Raw genomic sequence first — 16,445 nt, 5'->3', positions numbered from 1 at the left:
GGCGTCCACATGGTCGGCGACCGCATGGGCGAGCAGGTCGGCGAGGCCCAGCTGATCTACAACTGGGAGGCTCTGCCCGCCGAGGTCGCGCAGCTCATCCACGCCCACCCGACGCAGAACGAGGCGATGGGCGAGGCCCACCTGGCTCTGGCCGGCAAGCCGCTGCACTCGCACGACTGACCCTCGGACGACGAAGCGACTCCGCGACTTCGCGACGACACAGACTTCCGCAATTCGTAAGGAGAAACCGAAACCATGGCGGTTTCCGTAACCCTTCCGGCGCTCGGCGAGAGCGTCACCGAGGGCACTGTCACCCGCTGGCTGAAGGCCGAGGGCGAGCGCGTCGAGGCCGACGAGCCGCTGCTCGAGGTGTCGACCGACAAGGTCGACACCGAGATCCCCTCGCCCGCCGCCGGTGTCCTCGCCAGCATCAAGGTCGCCGAGGACGAGACCGTCGAGGTCGGCGCCGAGCTCGCCGTCATCGACGACGGCTCCGGCGCGCCGGCTGCCGCGCCCGCCCCGGCCGCTGCGGAGGCTCCGGCCCCCGCCGCCGAGCCGGCCCCGGCGCCGGCCGCCGAGGCCCCTGCCGCCCCGGCCCCCGAGCCCGCCGCCCCCGCTGCCCCCGCCGCTCCGGCCGGTGGCGCGTCCGGCACGGACGTGGTCCTGCCCGCGCTCGGCGAGTCCGTCACCGAGGGCACCGTCACCCGCTGGCTGAAGTCGGTCGGCGACTCCGTCGAGGCCGACGAGCCGCTGCTCGAGGTCTCCACGGACAAGGTCGACACCGAGATCCCGGCGCCCGCCTCGGGCACGCTGCTGGAGATCGTGGTCGGCGAGGACGAGACCGCCGAGGTCGGCGCCAAGCTCGCCGTCATCGGCGCCGCGGGTGCCGCTCCCGCGGCTGCCCCGGCCCCCGCCGCCCCGGCCCCCGCGCCCGCCGCCGAGGCCCCGGCCCCGGCTCCGGCCCCGGCTCCGGCAGCCCCCGCGGCTCCGGCGCCCGCCGCTCCGGCCCCCGCGCCCGCCCCGGTCGCCGCCGCTCCGGCTCCGGCCGCCCCGGCGCCCGCGCCGGCCGCTCCGGCTCCGGTCGCCCCGGCCGCTCCCGCGCCCGCCGCGGGTGCCACGGACGAGGGCGCCTACGTCACCCCGCTGGTGCGCAAGCTCGCCGCCGAGAACGGCGTCGACCTGTCCACCGTCAAGGGCACCGGCGTCGGCGGCCGTATCCGCAAGCAGGACGTCACCGCCGCCGCCGAGGCCGCGAAGGCCGCCGCTGCCGCTCCGGCTCCGGCCGCTGCCGCCGCTCCGGCCGCCAGGAAGGCGCCGGCCCTGGAGGCCTCTCCCCTCCGCGGCCAGACCGTCAAGATGCCGCGCATCCGCAAGGTCATCGGCGACAACATGGTCAAGGCGCTGCACGAGCAGGCGCAGCTGTCCTCGGTCGTCGAGGTCGACGTCACCCGCCTGATGCGCCTGCGCGCCCAGGCCAAGGACTCCTTCGCCGCGCGCGAGGGCGTCAAGCTCTCCCCGATGCCGTTCTTCGTGAAGGCGGCGGCCCAGGCGCTGAAGGCCCACCCGGTCATCAACGCCAAGATCAACGAGGCCGAGGGCACGATCACCTACTTCGACACCGAGAGCGTCGGTATCGCGGTGGACTCCGAGAAGGGCCTGATGACCCCGGTCATCAAGCACGCGGGCGACCTGAACATCGCCGGCATCGCGAAGGCCACGGCGGAGCTGGCGGGCAAGGTCCGCGCCAACAAGATCACCCCGGACGAGCTGTCCGGCGCGACCTTCACCATCTCCAACACGGGTTCGCGCGGCGCGCTCTTCGACACGATCATCGTGCCGCCGGGCCAGGTCGCGATCCTCGGCATCGGTGCCACGGTCAAGCGCCCGGCGGTCATCGAGACCGAGGAGGGCACGGTCATCGGCGTCCGCGACATGACTTACCTGACCCTCTCCTACGACCACCGTCTGGTGGACGGCGCCGACGCGGCCCGCTACCTGACCGCGGTCAAGGCGATCCTGGAGGCCGGCGAGTTCGAGGTCGAGCTCGGCCTCTGAGGCTCCAGCAGGTACTGCGGCTGCGCCCTCGTCCGGAGTTCCGGGCGGGGGCGCAGCCGTACCACGGCAGCCCCCGCAGCCGAGCCGGCGCGGCCGATCTGCTGCGCCCCGGCCGTCCGGCCGGCCATGCCCCGCACCTGCGTGCCGGCGTCCGCCGTGGCGCTGACCGCCGGACGGGTGCCTCCGCCGGACGCCGCGGTGGGCGTCGGCCGGCACCCCGTGACGCCGATGACCGTCCCCGCGAGGGCCACCGCGACCGTCCAGCCGAGCCTGCTGCGCCGTTCCCCGATGTTCATGCCGTCCCCCAGATGGTGCGGGGGCGCCCCGTTCGGACACCCTTGCCGACCGCGACGGCGAGGGGCGCCCGGGGGTTCTCGCCGTGACACGGCGGTGACGGCTCCGGGTCGGGTCCGGTACGGGTCTTTACACGCGACAGCGCTGTGTTCAGCGTGTAAGTCTCGTCTCACCTGCACGAAAGCGCCCCCGTGCGCCCCTCCCGGAAGCGCTCGCGGCCTTATTGTCTAAACGTCAAACGCCCCCGGGGCCGAGGGGCGGCCCCTCCCTAAGGAGCCCTCATGACCGCGCCCGTCATCCACTCGCTGCGCGAACAGATCCGCGAGCACATCGTGGAAGGGATCGTCAGCGGGCGCTGGCAGCCGGGCGAGCGGATCGTGGAGCGGCGCATCGCCACCGAGCTGGAGGTCAGCCAGACGCCGGTGCGGGAGGCGCTGCGCGAGCTGGAGTCGCTGCGGCTGATCGAGTCGGCCCCCAACAAGGGCGTGCGGGTGCGCAATCTGACGGCCGCCGACCTGGAGGAGAGCTACCCGGTCCGGGCCGGCCTGGAGGCGATCGCGGCGGAGCTGGCGGCGGACCGCCTGGCCGAGGACTGCTCGGCCCTCGAGCCGCACGTCGCCGCCCTCTACCAGGCCGACCGCGCCGCCGACGGCACCGGCCAGGTGCGGCACACGGTCGCCTTCCACCGCGAACTGGTGCGGGCCGCCGGGAACTCCGTGCTGCTGCACACCTGGGAGGGCCTGGGCATCGAAGTCTTCACGGCACTGTCCATCCGCTGGCTGGGAACCGTTCAGCAGTCGTATGCGGAAGAGCACGAGGAGCTGGTGCAGGCGTTCCGCAGGAGGGACCCGAGGATCGCCGAGCTGGTGAAGGCCCACGTCCTGGGCTGCGCGCCGCGCGCTTGACACAGCCGAGCATCCCCCCGCTCACCTGCGGAAACCCTTCGAAAACACGGCACCCCGTGCCACCGGCCAAGGCACCGCATGCCGACTTTCTCGAAATCAAGAGATTTTGCCCTGGAACCCTTTGATCGATCATCGATCAGGGAGTTATTGTCGCCGACGGGGCCTGAACCGAGGCCCAGCGCCCTGTCCTGCCAAAGACAAAGGGCACACCCGAACCCTTACCGATGAGGGAACCCCCTTCGACTGAGGAAGGCGGCGACATGACCGACCCCAACGCCATCCAGCCGAGCGAGCTCGACCAGCTCCCCGACCGGGACCCCGAGGAGACCGCCGAATGGCAGGCCTCGCTGGACGCGGTCGCCAAGGCGGCGGGCCCGCACCGTGCCGCGTATCTGATGCGCCGCACGCTGGAGCGCGCGGAGGGCAACGGCATCGCGCTGCCCAAGCTCCTGGAGACCGACTACGTCAACACCATCCCGACCGCCGCCGAGCCGAGCGTGCCCGGTGACGAGGAGATGGAGCGCCGTATCACCGCGTGGAACCGCTGGAACGCGGCCGCGATGGTGACCCGGAGCAGCAAACTCGGCGTCGGCGGCCACATCGCCACCTTCGCCTCCGCGGCCTGGCTCTACGAGACGGGCTTCAACCACTTCTTCAAGGGCAAGGAGGGGGACGGCTCCGGCGACCAGCTCTACATCCAGGGCCACGCCTCCCCCGGTATCTACGCCCGCGCCTTCCTCGACGGCCGCCTCACCGAGGCGCACCTCGACAGGTTCCGCCAGGAGGCGGGCGGCGGCGGCCTTCCGTCGTACCCGCACCCGCGGCGCCTGCCCTGGCTGTGGGAGTTCCCGACGGTGTCGATGGGCCTCGGCCCGCTGTCGGCGATCTACCAGGCGCGCTTCAACCGCTATCTGACCGCGCGCGGCATCAAGGACGTCTCCTCGTCCCACGTCTGGGCGTTCCTCGGTGACGGCGAGATGGACGAGCCGGAGTCCACGGCCGCCCTCGCACTCGCCTCCCGCGAGGGCCTGGACAACCTGACCTTCGTCATCAACTGCAACCTGCAGCGCCTCGACGGTCCGGTCCGCGCCAACTTCAAGATCGTGCAGGAGCTGGAGGCCCAGTTCCGCGGCGCCGGCTGGAACGTGGTCAAGTCCCTGTGGGGCTCCGCCTGGGACGAGCTGTTCCAGCTGGACACCACGGGCGCACTGGTACGCCGCCTGCGCGAGGTACCCGACGCCCAGGTGCAGACGTACCAGACGCGCGACGCCGCCTACATCCGCGAGGACTTCTTCGGCAAGGACCCGGCGCTCGCCGAGATGGCGAAGCTGCTGAGCGACGACAAGATCCTCGAGTGCTTCCACCTCTCCCGCGGTGGTCACGAGGCGCGCAAGGTCTACGCCGCCTACAAGGCCGCCGTCGAGTTCAAGGGCGCGCCGACCGTGATCCTGGCCCAGACGGTCAAGGGCCACACCCTCGGCAAGGGCTTCGCGTCGAAGAACGCCAACCACCAGATGAAGAAGCTGTCGGTGGACGAGTTCAAGAGCATGCGTGACCTGCTCGAACTCCCCATCTCCGACAGCCAGTTCGTCGACGGCCAGGTTCCCTACGGCCACCCCGGCACCGACTCCCCCGAGGTCCGCTACCTCCAGGAGCGCCGCGCGGCCCTCGGCGGCCCGGCCCCGGCCCGCCGCTCGCACGCGCTCGCCCCGCTGCCCGCCCCCGCGGACAAGGCCTTCGCCTCCTTCGACAAGGGCTCCGGCACGCAGAACGTGGCGACGACGATGGCCTTCGTCCGCCTGGTCAAGGACCTGGTCCGCGACAAGGAGACGGGCAGGCGCTGGGTGCCGATCGTCCCGGACGAGGCGCGCACCTTCGGCATGGAGTCGCTGTTCCCCTCGCTCGGGATCTACTCCCCCAAGGGCCAGACGTACGAGCCGGTCGACCGCGACCAGCTGATGTACTACAAGGAGGCCAAGAACGGCCAGATCCTCAACGAGGGGATCACCGAGGCCGGTTCGATGGCCGACTTCATCGCCGCGTCCAGCGCGTACGCGACGCACGGCGAGGCGATGATCCCGTTCTACATCTTCTACTCGATGTTCGGCTGGCAGCGCACGGCCGACCAGATGTGGCAGCTCGGCGACCAGCTCGGCCGCGGCTTCCTGGTGGGCGCCACCGCCGGCCGGACGACGCTGACCGGTGAGGGCCTCCAGCACGCCGACGGTCACTCGCCGGTGATCGCCGCGACCAACCCGGCGGCGCTGACGTACGACCCGGCGTTCGCGTACGAGATCGCGACGATCGTCAAGGACGGTCTGCGCCGTATGTACGGCGAGGCGGCGCCGGGCGAGGACCCGAACGTCTTCTACTACCTCACCGTCTACAACGAGCCGATGCCGCAGCCGGCGAAGCCGTCCGCGGCGGGCGTCGACGAGGGCATCGTCAAGGGCCTGTACCGCTTCAACACGGCCGAGGAGGCGGGGCTCGCGCCGGTGGCCAACGCCCCGCGCATCCAGCTGCTCGGCTCCGGTACGGCGATCCACTGGACCCTCGAGGCGCAGAAGCTGCTCGCCGAGGAGTGGGGCGTGGCCGCGGACGTCTGGTCGGCGACCAGCTGGACCGAGCTGCGCCGCGACGCGATGGAGGCCGACGCGGCCCTGCTGCGCGGCGAGGAGCGCGTCCCGTACGTCCGCCGGGTGCTGCAGGGTGCCGAGGGCCCGGTGCTCGCGGTCTCCGACTACATGCGCCAGGTCCCGGACCAGATCGCGCAGTGGGTCGACCAGGACTACTCCTCGCTCGGCGCCGACGGCTTCGGCCTCTCGGACACCCGTGACGCGGCCCGCCGCCACTTCGGCGTCGACGCCCCGTCGATCGTCGTGGCGGCGCTCGCCCAGCTGGCCCGGCGCGGCGAGGTCAAGGCGACGGCGGTGAAGGAAGCGCGCGAGAAGTACGGGCTGTAACAGGCGGAGCCTGCACGGACCCGAGTGACGAGGCCCCCGCCGCGGCGGGGGCCTCGTTGCATCATGACCGTATGCGCGCCGCCCGCCTCATCAAGATGGTCCTGCTTCTGCAGGCACGGCATTCCATGACCGCCGCCGAGCTCGCGCGGGAGCTGGAGGTCTCCGAGCGGACCGTGACGCGGGACGCGCAGGCATTGTCCGAGGCGGGCGTGCCGGTGTACGCGGATCGGGGGCGGGCCGGCGGGTACCGGCTGGTCGGCGGGTACCGCACCCGGCTGACCGGGCTCGCGCGGAGCGAGGCGGAGGCGCTGTTCCTGAGCGGGGTGCCGGGGGCGCTGCGCGAGATGGGCCTGGAGGACGCGGCCTCGGCGGCCCGACTGAAGGTGTCGGCGGCCCTGCTCCCGTCGCTGCGGGACGCCTCCCGCAGCGCCGCGCAGCGCTTCCACCTGGACGCCCCGAACTGGTTCACCGAGCCGAAGGCGCCCGGCCTGCTGCCCGCCGTCGCGGACGCGGTGTGGGACGACCGCCGGTTCACCGCGCGCTACCGCGGCCGCGAGGCGGAGGTGGAGCGCGAACTGGAGCCGTACGGGCTCGTGCTCAAGGCCGGGGTCTGGTACCTGTGCGCGCGGGTGCCCGAGCAGGAGTCGTACCGGGTCTACCGCATCGACCGGTTCACGGCCGTGGCGGCGGGCGGGGAACGGTTCGCGCGGGACGAGGAGTTCGATCTGCCCGCCTTCTGGCAGGAGCGGGCCGAGCAGTTCGCGCGCTCGATCCTGCACGCCGAGGTGGTCGTACGGCTGTCCCCGGCCGGTGCGCGAGGGCTGCCGTACGCCGTCGATCCGGCCTCGGCGCGGGAGGCCCTCGCGGGCGCGGGCGCGCCGGACGAGGACGGGTGGCTGACGCTGACGCTCCCCGTGGAGTCCGAACAGGTCGCCCACGGCCAGCTCGCGGGGCTCGGCCCCGAGGTGGAGGTGCTGGCTCCCGAGACCCTGCGGGCACGATTCGCCGACGACGCGGCACGGCTGGCCCGCCTGTACGGGACATAACAATCCGTGGCACTCCACGTGCGCCCCACCCGCCCAGGGCCGATGCTTGACCCGTGATGGACGAGACGGAGTTCTGGGAGCTGGTGGACGCCACCCGCGAGGGCGCCGAGGGCGACCCCGAGGAGCAGGCCGACCTGCTCGTGGACCGGCTGCTGCAGCTGGACCCGGAGATGGTCCTGGACTTCGCCCGTCACTTCGAGGCCCGCTACAACCGCGCGTACACCTGGGACCTGTGGGGCGCGGCATGGGTCCTGCTCGACGGCGCGAGCGACGACGCGTTCGACTTCTTCCGGTGCTGGCTGATCGGCCAGGGACGCGAAGTGTACGAGGGCGCCGTGCACCAGCCCGACACGCTGGCCGAGCTCCTGGACGACTTCGACGAGGAGATCGACGGCGACGGCGAGGAACTGGGCTACGCGGCCGACGAGGCCTACGAGCAGCTCACCGGGACCGTCGCGCCCGACCTCGGCATCCCGCCCGCGGCCTCCGAGCCTCAGGGCGCGCCGCTCGACTTCGAGAACGAGCGGGTGCTGGAACAGCGCTATCCCAAGCTCTGGAACCGGTTCAGGGATTGACGACCACTCTTTCGACGTCAGGGGGATCATGGCCCGCATTCCGTACCCGGAACGTGTCGCCGACGCCGTCACCAGGCTGCCTGTGCAGCTCAACGCCTTCCGCATGCTCTCGCACGCCCCGCCCATGACGGGCCCGGCGATCGACCTGGGCCTGGCCGTGCTGCGCGAGTCGACGCTTCCGGTCCGGCTGCGCGAACTGGTGGTGCTGGCGGTCGCGTCCGGCACGCAGTGCACGTATCTGTCCGTCCAGCACGGCCCGATCGCGCTCCACGCGGGTGCGACGCCGGAGCAGTTGGCGGCGATCGCCGAACAGCGCACCGACGGGCGGGAGTTGGACGCGACGGAGTCGGCGGCTGTGACCGCGGCGTTCGAGCAGGTGTCCCGGCACACCCTCTCCGAGGGCACGCTGGCGGCCCTGCGTGCCCGGGTCTCCGACCGGCAGGTGATCGAGATCGTGACGACGACCGGCTACTACGTCATGCTGGCGGGCCTCATGAACGGGCTCGCGGTGGACGTCGATCCGTCCGGCGAGCAGTTCCTGGGACTGGTCGGCGGCGACCCCGGCTGAGCGTCAGGCCCCGGCAGTCCGCCGGCGAACGGTGTCCGAGGGGATGTAGGCCCGCGTCTGGTCCGCCTTGACCGCGTGGTGCATGGGGGCCGCGTTGGCCTGGTCGAGCGCGGACGCGGTGACGGCGGCCGGGCCCAGCACGACGGCCACGGCCGCGCAGAGCGCCGCCCAGGGACCGCGGGCGACCCGGGCCGTGCTGCCGGTGCGACTGCTGTTCATGTCTTCCCCACCTCCGGTCAGTGCGTGTGCACGACCATAGGAAGGCAACCTCGGCGGGCCCGGTGCGGCGGCTGCGAAAAGCCTGTGAGCCCGCTCTAGGGGATCCGCCCCTGCAACCGCGCCGCCTGCCGTCTGATCCCCGGGAGGCGGGAGCTCAGCGCCTCGCCGGGGCAGGTGGTCATGTAGGCGTCCCGGTGGCCGGCCAGCGCGGGGAGGGTGGCGGCGGTGCCGGAGGGGTAGCGGCTGAGGCTGTTGCTGGAGACCAGGCGCGCCTCGGTACGCGGGTCGACGTCGGCGAGCCCCAGCTTCCAGGCGGCGAGGGCGGCGAGGGCGTCCGTCATGGCCTTCGGCACGGGGACGCCCGCCGTGAAGGTGCCGATCGCGGCGATGCCGGCCGTGCGGTGGTTGAAGCCCTGGGTGTGGGCGCCGGTGACGGCGCGGTCGACGCCGCCCGCGCGCCCCTCGTAGATGGTGCCGCAGCGGTCGACGAGGAAGTTGTAGCCGATGTCGTCCCAGTTCCGGGCGCCGGTCTGGCCCGCGTAGAGGTAGCGGATGATGCGGGGCACGTCGGCGCAGTCGTAGCCGTTGGGCGAGTCGGTGTGGTGGACGAAGACCGCGACGACCCGGTCGTCGTAGCGCGGGGGCGGCTGGGCGTGCCGGGAGAGCGGGTCCAGCCAGGCCGACCGGGGCACGATGTGCGGCTTCGGCGCGGCGTGCCGGGTGACGGCGCGCGCCTCGACGGGCGGACGGCCGCCCGGACTCCGGTGGCCGATGCCGTCCGCGCACAGGACCAGTCCGAGGACGGCGGCCAGTCCCGGCAGCCAGGAGAGCAGCACGAGCGCCGGGCGGGGTATGTGCACTTTGTGCAACCGCCCTGCTCCGCGCGGTCTTCGGACACGCATGACTTCACTTTCGGGCCGATTCGCCCCGTCCGCGATGTGTGCTGTGCCACCCGGTGGAACCATCGTCCTGGTCCGAGGCGTTTTTCCCGATGCACGCACGCGCGGGGCCGGTTCCCGGCTCCCCGCGCGCGTTGCTGATCACTGGGCCCGTCCCGCTCGTAATAACGCGTAACAAGGGGTCTGAGAGAAAGGCGGCTCCGTGGACCTGCTCGACATCCTGCTGCTGCTGGTGGTTGTGGCCTACGCGGCGTCCGGCTACCGGCGCGGGCTGGTGGCCGGCTGTGTCTCGCTCGCCGGGTTCGTGGGCGGCGCGGTCCTCGGCGTGTGGATGCTGCCGTGGGTGATGGACCTGGTGACCCCGGGCACGACCCGGGCGACCGTGACCGCGGTGCTGACGGTGCTGGTCCCGGCGGCGGTGGGGCACGAGCTGGCGGGGCGGCTGGCGCTGCGGCTGCGCCGGGAGCTGGACCGGGGGCCGCTGCGGGTGGCCGACGGGGTCGGCGGCGCCGCGGCCAACTCGGTGGCGGTGCTGATCGTGGCGTGGGTCGCCGCGAGCGTCCTGGGCGCGTCCTCGTCGCCGCTGGTCACGAGCGCGATCCGGGACTCGGCGCTGCTCGGGGCGGTGCAGGACGCGATGCCGGCCACCACCCCCGCCTGGTTCTCGCGGGCCACCTCCGCGCTCACCCAGGCGGGCTTCCCGCAGGTCTTCAACCCCTTCGAGAACGAGTCGACGGCCCGGGTCGCCAAGCCCACCGGCGACAGCGTCACGGCGAGCGCCACGAACGCCGCCAAGCTCAGCACGGTGAAGATCGAGGGCGTCTCCGGCGACCAGGGCCGCGAGGGCAGCGGGTTCGTGTACGCGCGCGACCACGTGATGACCAACGCGCACGTGGTGGCCGGCATCGACGACCCGAACGTGCGCATCGGCGGGGTCGGGCGGTCGTACCGGGCGCGGGTGGTGCTCTTCGACCCCGACCGTGACGTGGCGGTGCTGTACGTGCCCGGGCTGCACGCCCCCGTGCTGCACTTCGACGGCGGCGCGGCGCGCGGGGACTCGGCGGTGGTGGCCGGCTATCCGCAGGACGGCGACCTGAACCTGCAGGCGGCGACCGTCGCGGGCCGGGTGCAGGCCACCGGCCAGAACATCTACGGCGACGCCACGGTGACGCGCGAGATCTACTCCATCCGCTCGACGGTCCGGCCCGGCAACTCCGGCGGCCCGCTGCTGACGACCGGCGGCCGGGTCTACGGCGTGGTCTTCGCGCGCTCGACGACCGACAACGAGACGGGTTACGTGCTGACGGCGGACGAGGTCTCCTCCGACGCCGAGCGCGCGGCGACCTCGACGGCGGCGGTGGACACGGGCGACCTGGTCACGTCCTAGGAGGCGCTGCCCCCGGTCACAGACTGCGCCCCATGAGGACGTCGTCCACGTACGCGCCCTCCAGCAGGAACTCGCCCGGCAGCACGCCCTCCACGGCGAAGCCCTCGACCTCGTAGAGCCTGCGGGCCGGGGTGTTGTGGCCGAGGACGCGCAGGGTGAGCCGGCGCGCGCCGTGGCGGCGGGCCTCCTCGCGCACCGCCCGCAGCAGGGCCCGCCCGACGCCGGCGCCCCGCGCCTCCTCGGCGACGACCAGCCCCTGGATCTGGCGCACGTGGGCGTTGCAGAGGAGCGGGGTCGGAGAGCCGAGGCGGACGTAGCCGACGACCTCGCCGCCGATCTCCGCGACCAGGTGGTCCCGCGGCCCGAACCGCTCGTCGTAGAAGGGCTCGTAGGGCGGCTGGGGGCGCGGCTGCACGGAGTGCAGCGGGGACCAGGTGACGCGGTCGAGGCGGCCCAGGGTCTCCTCGTCGTCGAGGGTGGCGTGGCGAATGTTCGGAACGGGCATGACGGTCACCTTATGAGGCCGGTGCGCCGAGCAGAATGGGCCCATGGAACGTTCCCGAATCGCGGTGGCAGGTGCGTCCGGACTCATCGGTGGCGCTCTGGTGCGGTCCCTGACCGCCGACGGGCACGAGGTGGTGCGGCTGGTGCGCCGGCCGCCCCGGGCGAAGGACGAGGTCCGCTGGGACCCGGAGGGCGGAAGTGTGGACGCGGCCGGGCTCGCCGGGTGCGACGCCGTGGTCAACCTCGCGGGCGCCGGCGTGGGCGACCACCGCTGGACCGACGCCTACAAGAGGCGCATCCGCGACAGCCGGGTGCTCGGCACCACGGCGCTGGCCGAGGCGGTCGCCGGGCTGGCGGAGAAACCGCGGGTGTTCGTGAGCGGCAGCGCGATGGGCTTCTACGGCGAGACCGGCGAGCGCGCGGTCGACGAGAGCGCGCCGCCCGGGGAGGGCTTCCTGCCGCGGTTGTGCGTGGAGTGGGAGGCCGCGGCGGCGCCCGCGCGGGAGGCGGGCGTGCGGACCGTGTTCCCGCGGACGGGGCTGGTGGTGGCCCGCGGGGGCGGGGCCTGGGGCAGGCTGTTCCCGCTGTTCGAGGCGGGGCTCGGGGGGCGCATGGGCGACGGACGCCAGTACTGGTCGTACATCTCGCTGCACGACGAGGTCGCCGCGATCCGCCATCTCGTCGACACCGACGGGCTGTCCGGGCCGTTCAACCTCACCGCTCCGGTCCCGCTGACCAACCGCGAGATCACCGCGGCGATGGGACGCGTGCTGCACCGGCCGACGCTGTTCGCGGTGCCCGCGCCGGTGCTGCGGGCGGCGCTCGGCGAGATGTCCGGGGACGTCCTGGGCAGCGCGCGGGTGGTGCCGAAGCGGCTGCTGGAGTCCGGGTTCACGTTCGCGTTCCCGGACATCGAGGGGGCGCTCCGGGCGGCGTAGCGACGCCTGTGGCGGCGGCGCGGCGAACCCCCGCGACCGTATGCGACCGCTGTGCGACCGTGCCCTGTCCATGCGCGACTGCCCTTGACCGATCACAGCCCTAACCTCGACCCGAACTCGGGTATCCCTGAAGCCTGTTGGGGGCATGACGTCTCCACCGGCCGCGCAACCTCGAGGAGGGGCACGTGCTTGAGCCCGCGTACCAGGCAGACGTCGTGATCGTAGGAGCCGGGGTCGCCGGACTCTCGGCGGCACATCGGCTGACCAGCGCAGGAGTGACGACGGCGGTCCTGGAGGCCGCTCCGTGGGCGGGGGGCCGGATGTCGACGGAGAAGGTCGACGGGTTCCGGCTCGACCGGATCGGGCAGCTGCTGTCCACGGCGTATCCCGAGCTACGGCTGACACCCGGGCTCGACGCGCTGGTACTGCGCCGGTTCGCGCCGGGCGTGCTCCTCCACAGCGACGGGCGTCACTGCCGCGCGGTCACTCCGGCGGTCACGGGGGGCGCAAGGGGCGCACTCCACGCGGTGCGCGCCCTGGCGAGCGCCCCCGCCATGAGCGCGCCCCGGGCCGGCGCCCCGCTCGGCAGCGCCGTCGACCAGGCCCGCCTCGGCACCGCGCTCGCCCGGCTCGCGGCCACGCCCGTCGAGCGGCTGCTGTCCCGGCCGGAGCTGCCAGCGGCGCAGGCCCTCGCGGCCCGCGGTCTGCCCGCGCGCACCGTCGAGGGCTTCGTGCGACCGCTGCTCGCCGCCCTGCTGTGCGACCCGGAGCTGGCGACCTCCAGCCGGTGCGCCGACCTCGCCCTGCGCGCCTTCGCCTGCGGGCGGCTGTGCCTGCCGGAGGGCGGCGCGGAGATGCTGCCGGAGCTGCTGGCGCGGGCGCTGCCGCCGGGCACCGTGCACACCGGCGTGCGCGTCACCTCCGTCTCCACGAGCGCGGTGACCACCGCCGAGCACGGCGAGATCCGCTGCCGCGCCGTGCTGCTGGCGACGGACGCGCGCGCCGCCGCCGAGCTGCTCCCCGGCCTGCGCGTGCCCGGCTTCCACCCGCTGACGGTGCTGCACCACACGACGGACGAGCCGCCGCGGACCGGCGCGGCCCTGCTGCTCGACGCGGACCGCGGCGGCCCGGTCGCGCACACGTCGGTGGTGAGCGCGGTCGACCCGAGCCGCGCCCCCGCGGGCCGCACGCTCATCTCCTCCACGGTCCTCGGCCCGCCCCCGCCGGAACTCGACACGGCCGTACGCATGCATCTCTCGCGTCTCTACGGCACCTCGACCGCGCGCTGGGAGACCCTCGCCGTCCACCACACCCCGGAGGCCGTTCCCGCGATGCGCCCGCCGCACGACGTGCGCCGCCCGGTCCGCCTGCTGGCCGGCCTCTACGTCTGCGGCGACCACCGCGACACCAGCACGGTCCAGGGCGCCCTCCACTCCGCCCACCGCGCGGCGTCGGCGATCCTCGCGGACCTGGGAGCGGCGGGCTCCATGCACCGGGCGGACCCGCCGCCCAGCGCGGTGAAGGAGGCGGCCTGAGCGGTCAGCCGAAGGCCGCGACCCTGTCGCGGTAACCCCGCACGGGCGCCGCGTCCTTGTACGGCTCCAGCCGCCGCTCGAAGTCCCGCACGTACTCCACGGCCCGCACCGACCGCATCTCCGCGGCGGCACCGGCGGCCTCCGCGCCGAGCGCGCACGCCTGATCGAGCTCACCGAGCCCGAGCCGCGCGGAGGCGAGGACGACGCGGCAGAAGAGCCGGCTCCGGGCGAACGCGGGCGCACGCAGCTGCAGAGACCGCTCAGCGTGCTGCGCCGCCGCCCGGAACTGCTGCAGGTCCCGATGGCAGTGGCCGAACTCGTCCGCGAGCTGCGCCTCGTCGAAGAACCGCGCCCAGAAGGGCACTTCGTCGCCGGGCCGGGTCGCTTCGAGCGCCCGCTCGGCCCGCACGAGCGAGGCGGTGCAGTTGCGCACCTCGCCCAGCACGCCGTGCCCGCGCGCCTCGGCGCAGTGCAGCAGGGCCTGCACGACGGGCGGGGCGTTGGTCGCCGCGCCCTGCTGGGCGACCCGCGCGAGCTGCACCGCCTCCCGGCCGTGGCCGAGATAGACGGCCTGGCGGCTCATGGTGACCAGCACGTACGAGCCGTACGCCCGGTCCCCCGCCGCCTGCGCGAGGCGCAGCGCCTGCACGAAGTAGCGCTGGGCGAGCCCGTGCGCCGCGATGTCGTACGACGTCCAGCCGGCGAGCCTGGTCAGGTCGGCGGCGGCGGCGAACAGCCGGCGTCCGGTCTGCTCGCCGTAGGTGCCGCGCAGCATCGGCTCGCACTCGTGCTCCAGGTAGCGCACGAGGGCCTGGCGGGCGTGGCCGCCGCCGTACATGTCGTCCAGGGTGCGGAAGAGCTCGCCGACGGAGCGGAGTGCCGCGATGTCGCCGGAGGTGACCTTCTGGCCGGGGCCGCGTTCGGCCTGGCCGCGCTGGCGGGGCACCACCGGGCGGCCCTGGGCGGGGACGCGGGAGGGCTGCTCGCCGCGGGCCACCCGGTCGTCGGCACGGCCGATCAGCCAGTCGCGGCTGGGCACGACCAGTCCCGCCGGGGTGAACGCGATCTTGCGGAGCTCGGCGTGCGAGCCGGAGTCCTTGCGCCACAGACCGCCGACGATGTCGACGGCCTCCTCGGGACTGGCGGCGAACTCGAGCCCCGCGTAGACGGGGGCACAGGCGTCGAGCCCGAGGTCCTGGGCGGTGAGTCTGCGGCCGAGGCGCCGGGTGAAGACCTCGGCGATCAGGGCGGGCGTGGTGCCTCGTGGCTGCTGGCCGCGGAGCCAGCGGGTGACCGACGTCTTGTCGTAACGCAGATCAAGTCCGTGTTCGAGACCGAGCTGGTCGACCCGACGGGCGAGACCCGCGTTGGAGAACCCGGCTTCTGCGATGAGCGCGGCGAGCTGGCGATTGGGAGTGCGCTGCGCGGGTCGTTCCGTCATCTGCGGTGCGGTCTCCTGCCTTTCGGGCCTTCTGGGACCGCCGTCGGCCCTGTTGTGCCCGGATTGCCTGTGAGCTGCCCTTATGGACCTCTGCGAACGGCGCGAATGTAGCGGAGAGTGAGCGGCCGGTCGCACACTTCCACGCTCGTTCATCCGATCGTGTGAGGATTGCCCGCAGGGCTGACGCGAGGCGGACGGTCGTACAGTGGCGTAGGCACGTTTCGTGCCTTACGACCTTCTAGGGAGGCGCTTGCCGTGAGTGAGCTGCGGTTCGTCCGCATGGGATTCGGTGCCGAGGCGGTCGAGTACCAGGTGGCCTGGGACGAGCAACGCCGGGTGCACGCGGCGCGCTTCGCCGACGAGATCCCCGACACCGTGCTGCTCCTGGAGCACCCGCCGGTCTACACGGCGGGCCGGCGCACGGCGGACAACGAGCGGCCCCTGGACGGCACCCCGGTCATCGACGTGGACCGCGGCGGCAAGATCACCTGGCACGGCCCGGGCCAGCTGGTCGGCTATCCCATCCAGAAGCTCCCGCGCCCGGTGGACGTGGTGGCCCATGTGCGGCGCCTCGAGGAGGCCCTGATCCGCGCCTGCGCGGAGTTCGGGGTGGAGACCACCCGCGTCGAGGGCCGCAGCGGGGTGTGGGTCCTGGGCGACCCGGTGGAAGAGCGCCCGTCGCTCGGAGGACTGTCCCTGGACTTCGACCCGCGGCTGCACGACGAGGAGTTCGACCCGCGGATGAACGGCCCGGAGTACGCGCCCTCCAACGCCGGCCAGCGCCGCGAGGACCGCAAGATCGCGGCGATCGGCATCCGCGTGGCCAAGGGCGTGACGATGCACGGCTTCGCCTTGAACGTGAACCCGGACAACAAGTGGTTCGACCGGATCATCCCGTGCGGCATCCGCGACGCAGGGGTCGCCTCGCTGGCCGGCGAGCTGGGCCGCGACGTGACGATCGCGGAGGTGCTGCCGGTGGTGGAGCGGCACCTGACGGACGTACTGGAGAACGCGGACCTGAAGCCGAGGGTGATCGAGAAGACACCGGCAGCCTGAACACCGCGCCGGGCATTCAAATCAACGGGCGTACCCTTGAGCACGCCGAAGAATCAATCG

At 73.2% G+C, this 16,445-nt stretch carries 15 protein-coding genes and 1 pseudogene; 11 read left to right on the top strand and 5 right to left on the bottom strand.

Annotation, left to right across the window (positions count from 1 at the left end):
- A pseudogene (locus tag ACIBN2_RS14325) lies at window positions 1-180 on the top strand (dihydrolipoyl dehydrogenase); the annotation flags it as partial.
- Between the two features lie 75 nt (window positions 181-255).
- Window positions 256-2,055, top strand: coding sequence for a 2-oxoglutarate dehydrogenase, E2 component, dihydrolipoamide succinyltransferase (sucB, locus tag ACIBN2_RS14320; protein WP_399134627.1), 1,800 nt, complete (start codon window positions 256-258; stop codon window positions 2,053-2,055).
- On the opposite strand, the gene ACIBN2_RS14315 is transcribed toward sucB, so the two are convergent.
- Window positions 1,992-2,351, bottom strand: a complete 360-nt coding sequence (locus ACIBN2_RS14315; RefSeq protein ID WP_399134626.1) for a hypothetical protein — start codon at window positions 2,349-2,351, stop codon at window positions 1,992-1,994. The two genes, sucB and ACIBN2_RS14315, sit on opposite strands and share 64 nt — an antisense overlap.
- A 279-nt stretch (window positions 2,352-2,630) precedes the next feature.
- Between ACIBN2_RS14315 and ACIBN2_RS14310 the strand changes: the two genes are divergently transcribed.
- The 5 genes from ACIBN2_RS14310 (at window position 2,631) to ACIBN2_RS14290 (ending at window position 8,406) form a co-directional block, all read left to right on the top strand.
- The gene (locus tag ACIBN2_RS14310) at window positions 2,631-3,254 is read left to right on the top strand and encodes a GntR family transcriptional regulator (RefSeq protein WP_399134625.1); all 624 of its coding nucleotides are present in this window, start codon (window positions 2,631-2,633) and stop codon (window positions 3,252-3,254) included.
- A 260-nt stretch (window positions 3,255-3,514) separates the two neighbouring features.
- Window positions 3,515-6,217: a pyruvate dehydrogenase (acetyl-transferring), homodimeric type gene (aceE, locus tag ACIBN2_RS14305; protein ID WP_399134624.1), complete on the top strand. Its 2,703-nt coding sequence runs from the start codon at window positions 3,515-3,517 to the stop codon at window positions 6,215-6,217.
- Window positions 6,218-6,288: 71 nt separating this feature from the next.
- Window positions 6,289-7,263, top strand: a complete 975-nt coding sequence (locus ACIBN2_RS14300; protein WP_399134623.1) for a helix-turn-helix transcriptional regulator — start codon at window positions 6,289-6,291, stop codon at window positions 7,261-7,263.
- A gap of 56 nt (window positions 7,264-7,319) precedes the next feature.
- The gene (locus tag ACIBN2_RS14295) at window positions 7,320-7,838 is read left to right on the top strand and encodes a DUF4240 domain-containing protein (protein ID WP_399134644.1); all 519 of its coding nucleotides are present in this window, start codon (window positions 7,320-7,322) and stop codon (window positions 7,836-7,838) included.
- 28 nt (window positions 7,839-7,866) lie between these two features.
- The gene (locus tag ACIBN2_RS14290; protein ID WP_399134622.1) at window positions 7,867-8,406 is read left to right on the top strand and encodes a carboxymuconolactone decarboxylase family protein; all 540 of its coding nucleotides are present in this window, start codon (window positions 7,867-7,869) and stop codon (window positions 8,404-8,406) included.
- Window positions 8,407-8,409: 3 nt separating this feature from the next.
- Here the strand turns inward: ACIBN2_RS14290 and ACIBN2_RS14285 are convergent, their stop codons facing one another.
- Window positions 8,410-8,625, bottom strand: a complete 216-nt coding sequence (locus tag ACIBN2_RS14285) for a hypothetical protein (RefSeq protein WP_399134621.1) — start codon at window positions 8,623-8,625, stop codon at window positions 8,410-8,412.
- Between the two features lie 95 nt (window positions 8,626-8,720).
- Window positions 8,721-9,527 carry a peptidoglycan recognition protein gene (locus ACIBN2_RS14280; protein WP_399134620.1) on the bottom strand — a complete coding sequence of 269 codons (807 nt, stop codon included), beginning with the start codon at window positions 9,525-9,527 and terminating at the stop codon, window positions 8,721-8,723.
- Between the two features lie 199 nt (window positions 9,528-9,726).
- Between ACIBN2_RS14280 and ACIBN2_RS14275 the strand changes: the two genes are divergently transcribed.
- Window positions 9,727-10,911 (top strand): MarP family serine protease, encoded by a 1,185-nt coding sequence (locus tag ACIBN2_RS14275; protein ID WP_399134619.1) that lies wholly within the window; start codon window positions 9,727-9,729, stop codon window positions 10,909-10,911.
- Between the two features lie 16 nt (window positions 10,912-10,927).
- Here the strand turns inward: ACIBN2_RS14275 and ACIBN2_RS14270 are convergent, their stop codons facing one another.
- Complete coding sequence (locus ACIBN2_RS14270; protein ID WP_399134617.1) at window positions 10,928-11,425, bottom strand: GNAT family N-acetyltransferase; 498 nt, start codon at window positions 11,423-11,425, stop codon at window positions 10,928-10,930.
- A 34-nt stretch (window positions 11,426-11,459) separates the two neighbouring features.
- Between ACIBN2_RS14270 and ACIBN2_RS14265 the strand changes: the two genes are divergently transcribed.
- Both ACIBN2_RS14265 and ACIBN2_RS14260 read left to right on the top strand, forming a co-directional pair.
- Window positions 11,460-12,353 (top strand): TIGR01777 family oxidoreductase, encoded by an 894-nt coding sequence (locus ACIBN2_RS14265; RefSeq protein ID WP_399134616.1) that lies wholly within the window; start codon window positions 11,460-11,462, stop codon window positions 12,351-12,353.
- A gap of 185 nt (window positions 12,354-12,538) precedes the next feature.
- Complete coding sequence (locus ACIBN2_RS14260; RefSeq protein ID WP_399134615.1) at window positions 12,539-13,888, top strand: NAD(P)/FAD-dependent oxidoreductase; 1,350 nt, start codon at window positions 12,539-12,541, stop codon at window positions 13,886-13,888.
- 4 nt (window positions 13,889-13,892) lie between these two features.
- On the opposite strand, the gene ACIBN2_RS14255 is transcribed toward ACIBN2_RS14260, so the two are convergent.
- Window positions 13,893-15,329 carry a regulator gene (locus ACIBN2_RS14255; protein ID WP_399134613.1) on the bottom strand — a complete coding sequence of 479 codons (1,437 nt, stop codon included), beginning with the start codon at window positions 15,327-15,329 and terminating at the stop codon, window positions 13,893-13,895.
- Between the two features lie 255 nt (window positions 15,330-15,584).
- Here ACIBN2_RS14255 and lipB point away from each other — a divergent pair, with 255 nt between their 5' ends.
- Window positions 15,585-16,385, top strand: a complete 801-nt coding sequence (gene lipB / locus ACIBN2_RS14250; RefSeq protein ID WP_399134612.1) for a lipoyl(octanoyl) transferase LipB — start codon at window positions 15,585-15,587, stop codon at window positions 16,383-16,385.
- Window positions 16,386-16,445: the final 60 nt, after the last annotated feature.

It is taken from the genome of Streptomyces sp. NPDC050534 (assembly GCF_044457745.1).
Taxonomy (GTDB): domain Bacteria; phylum Actinomycetota; class Actinomycetes; order Streptomycetales; family Streptomycetaceae; genus Streptomyces.
This window is presented reverse-complemented; position numbering and strand designations above follow the sequence as displayed.